The following is a 3,725-nucleotide window of genomic DNA, read 5'->3' on the forward strand; positions in this document are numbered from 1 at the left end:
GGGCGTTGCGATCACGCCCCGGACCGGGGCGCCGTCGACGAAGGCGACCGCCTGCACCGCGTGATCCTGCCAGAGGCCGCGCTCGATCAGGACGGCCTCTGCAGGGCCCGCCGCCTCGAGCCGCCTGACCAGATTGGCATCGGAGGGAAGGCCATCGGTGCGCGCCGGCAGCGTGTCCCCCGCGGCTGTGCCGTCCGGCGGCGCCGTCGCGGCGCCGTCGATCCGGGCGGGATCGGCCGCCGCGCAGGGCAGGGGACCGCAGGTCGCCTGCCCGGACCGCTCCAAGACGTGCCGGCCCGCCGCGACGAGATCCGCGCGCATCCCCTGCACGGGGCGCGTCGCGATGCGCCACGCGACGTCCGGCCCGATGCCGAAGGCCTCGGGCGGCGCGACGCGATCGGGCCCCGCGCTCTCGGCCAGCTTCGCCCGGCGCGCGGGGCCCAGATTGTGCCGTTCGACCGAGACGAGCGACACGGGCACCGGTCCGCCGGCCCCCGCGGGACTGACCTCGCGCGTCTCGACGGTGATCCAGCTGCGATACTGGCGCAGCGCGGCCTCCTCGAGGTCGACCAGCATGACCGCGCGTGTGGCGGGCGACAGGTCGGCATCCGGCAGGAAGACCGAGGCGGGATCGTTGGGCAGCGTCTCGCGCAGGGTCTCCTCCAGCCTGTGGATGTTGCGGGGCGCGAAGCCCTCCACGAAGGAGGCGGCGACCCCGGACACGCTATCGCCCTCGGGGGCCATCGATGCGGCGGCCGGGCCGGGAAGCGGCACGGGCACGGCGATCACGCGGCGTTCGAGCCCCTCGAACCCCTGTCCCCAGACCGAGATCAGCGCCGCGCCACGCCCGTCGGGTTGCGGGTGGCCGGGCGAGAGCACGGCGTCGATGCGATAGGCCACGGGGCAGCGGCGCGAGTCCGGGATGCGGCTGTCCTCGTGCAGGATCTTGGGGTCTTGCCCCGGCGGCCGATGCGTGAGCCGATAGCCGCGCAGCGCGTCCGGGTCGGGGCAGAACGACGCCCCGCCCGGAACGGCGATCTCCTCCAGCTCCAGCGTGGTCGCGGCCTGCGGCGGCCGGGTCGGATCGTCGGGGTCGGGGCGCGAGACAGTGATCCGCGACGGCGCCTCGTGCGCTTCGCCGATCCCGCGGGCGAACAGCACGGTCGCGGGGCGGCGGATCTCGAGTGCCTCGATCAGGTCGGCGCCCTCGGACCGCGCCTCGGCGCGGGTCGCGGCGAGGGCGGCGTAGGGGGCCGCCTCGACCTCGGCCATGTCGGCCTCCGACGCTCCGACACGGATCGGCGAGCCGGGCACCCAGGCGTCGCGGTCCAGATCGACGACGAAGATGTTGGAATGGGGCAGCCCCGATCCGCGTTGCAGGCCGTAGGTCTCGAAGGCGAAATACCGCCCGTCCTCGGAGAAGCCGATCACCCGGTCGTGCGTGTAGTCGGCCGCGGCGGGACCGGCGAGCGCCGCGACCAGACCGATGGCGCGCGCGGCGCGCCTCATTGCGCGGCCACCTCCGCCGGCATCGCGCGGTCCTTCAGCTTGCGGAATTTCGCCGACATCCCGTCGAGCCGCGCGTCCCATTCGGGGTTCGGGGTCTGGCCCTCGACCGTCTTGAAATAGGCCTGCAGCAGGCAGGCGACCGCCAGCGGCTCAAGAAAGGCCTGCTTGACCGACCACGCCAGGATCAGCGCCACGACGATGCCGGCCGCCGACAGGTTGCCGGGAAAGAGATGCGAGATCGCGGCCGCGGGCGCCAGCATCAGGATCAGGATCACCGCGCTCAGGCCATAGACGAAGACGGTGACGAAGGCGGCGTTGCGCAGCATCGGCCCGTAGTTCTGCGCGTAAAGCACCAGCGCCTCCCGCGCCGAGGCCCAGGGATCGGTGGCGCGGGTGCGCATGGCGTGCGCGAGGATCACCTCGTCGATGAAGCCCACCGCCACGTTCAGGAAGGCGCGCAGGATCGTCACCAGCTGCCTGATGCCGGGGATCGGCAGCAGTGTGAAGACCCCGCGCACCAGCCCGGTGATCGCGCGCAACACGCCTTTCACGATCTGGTCGACCGCGAAGAGCGTGCTGGCCTCGGCGAAGCGGGCGCGCACCATCGCCTGCGCGTGCCCCACCTGGCTCCGGCCCTCGGGGATCGGGCGGTTGTCGATCAGTTCCACCATGACCGCGATATGCCCGGCCTTGACGAGGTAGAGGACGTATTCCCTGAGCCAGTACATCACGATGGCGACGAGGCCGAAGCCCGTCACGCCGCCGAAGAAGGTGGCCGAGCCGCGGAAGCCCTCGTCGCCCAGCGCGCCGATCCCCCAGCCGATCCCGGCACCGGTGCCGGTGACGACGACATAGGCCAGCGCCGCGCCGAAATAGACCGCCATGCGCAGCAGCACGAACGGCAGCGTCTGCACCATCAGCCCGATGCTGCGTCTGAATGAAAAATCCCACATCCGCGTCTCTTCCCCATGTCCTGTTTTTGGTCTGCGCACGATGCGCGCGTCGGGCTCCGTAGCCGACCGTCCCGCCGCGGGCCGCAGGTTAGGCCGGTTGCGGCTGCCGCGCCCCCTCCGGATGAAGGGGGCGACGACGCGGCATCAGGACGCCGCCCGGATCGGCAGCGACAGGAGCAGCGCGACCAGTTCCGCCTGCCGGTTGGTTCCCGTCTTGGCGAAGACGTTGCGCAGGTGGAAGGAAACGGTGGTCTGCGAGACGCCGAGATCGGCGGCGATCTCGTCGAGGCGCGATCCCGACGCGAGCCGGCGCGCGACCCCTGTCTCGGCGGGGGTGAGCGAGAAGAGCTCGCGCAGCGCCGCCCCCGACAGCGGCGCCCGCCGCGCGAGGTCGGCGACATAGACGAAGACCACGGGCTCGTCGGCATCCACACCGCGATCCTCCGGCGGACAGGAGAACAGGACCGCCATGCCGCCAGATGCGTCCTCGATCCGGATCGACAGGCTCTCTTCCCGCCCGTCGAGGGCCGCGCGCACCATCTGGCGCAGGGGCCGTGCAAGGCCCGGCGGCTGCGGTGGCCCGCCTGAGGCCGCGGCGAGGCCCAGCTGGGTCGTCGCCGCCCTGTTGGCCCGGACCAGCCGGCCCGTCGCATCGTAGGCCAGCACGCCGACCGACAGGTGGTCCAGCAGGTGCCGCCCGATGCGCGCCACCGGCGCGCTGGCCTGCCGGGCCTGCCGGGTCTGGCGCAGGCGTGCCTCGATTGTCGAGAGCAGAAGGTCGTAGTCGATCGGCTTGGTCAAATAGTCGTCGGCGCCGGCGCGCTTGCCGCGGATCATCGCCTCGGTCGTGGCCAGCGCCGACAGGAAGACCAGCGGGACATGGCTCAGGTGGGGAAAATCGCGGCGGAACTCCGCAAGGACGCCATAGCCGTCCGTGCCGGGCATCATGATGTCGCACAGCACCAGATCGGGCGTGCACTCGCCCAGCGCGGCGATGACCTCGGCGGCGTCGGCGGCCTCGCGCACGCGGTAGCCTGCCTCGCGCAACTCGTCGGCGATGTCGCGGCGCAGCGCCGGTTCGTCCTCGCAGCAGAGGATCAGGGGGGCGGGCGGCGCGGTCATGCCTCCTGCCTTGCTGCCGCCGGAAGCCAGAGCGTGAAGAGCGAGCCGCGGTCCGGCCAGCTTTCCAGCGTCACCGTGCCGCCCTGAAGCGCGGCAAGCTCGCGCGACAGCGCAAGGCCCAGACCGGTGCCGGGCTTGGTC

General features: G+C 72.3%; 4 protein-coding genes. All 4 read right to left on the reverse strand.

Features of this window, described 5'->3' with window-relative positions; all coding sequences use genetic code 11:
• Positions 1 to 1,509: DUF2259 domain-containing protein (locus ACESL7_RS14140; protein WP_372893946.1), on the reverse strand; the 1,509-nt coding region annotated here is incomplete at its 3' end.
• A complete protein-coding gene (locus tag ACESL7_RS14145) occupies positions 1,506 to 2,462 on the reverse strand; it encodes a hypothetical protein (protein WP_372893947.1) in 957 nt (318 codons plus the stop codon). The genes ACESL7_RS14140 and ACESL7_RS14145, both read right to left, overlap by 4 nt.
• A 144-nt stretch (positions 2,463 to 2,606) precedes the next feature.
• Positions 2,607 to 3,584, reverse strand: coding sequence for a response regulator (locus ACESL7_RS14150; RefSeq protein ID WP_372893948.1), 978 nt, complete (start codon positions 3,582 to 3,584; stop codon positions 2,607 to 2,609).
• Positions 3,581 to 3,706, reverse strand: a complete 126-nt coding sequence (locus ACESL7_RS14155; RefSeq protein ID WP_372893949.1) for a hypothetical protein — start codon at positions 3,704 to 3,706, stop codon at positions 3,581 to 3,583. The genes ACESL7_RS14150 and ACESL7_RS14155 overlap by 4 nt, the downstream gene beginning before the upstream one ends.
• Positions 3,707 to 3,725: the final 19 nt, after the last annotated feature.

It is taken from the genome of Rhodosalinus sp. (genome assembly GCF_041685465.1).
Taxonomy (GTDB): Bacteria; Pseudomonadota; Alphaproteobacteria; order Rhodobacterales; family Rhodobacteraceae; genus Rhodosalinus.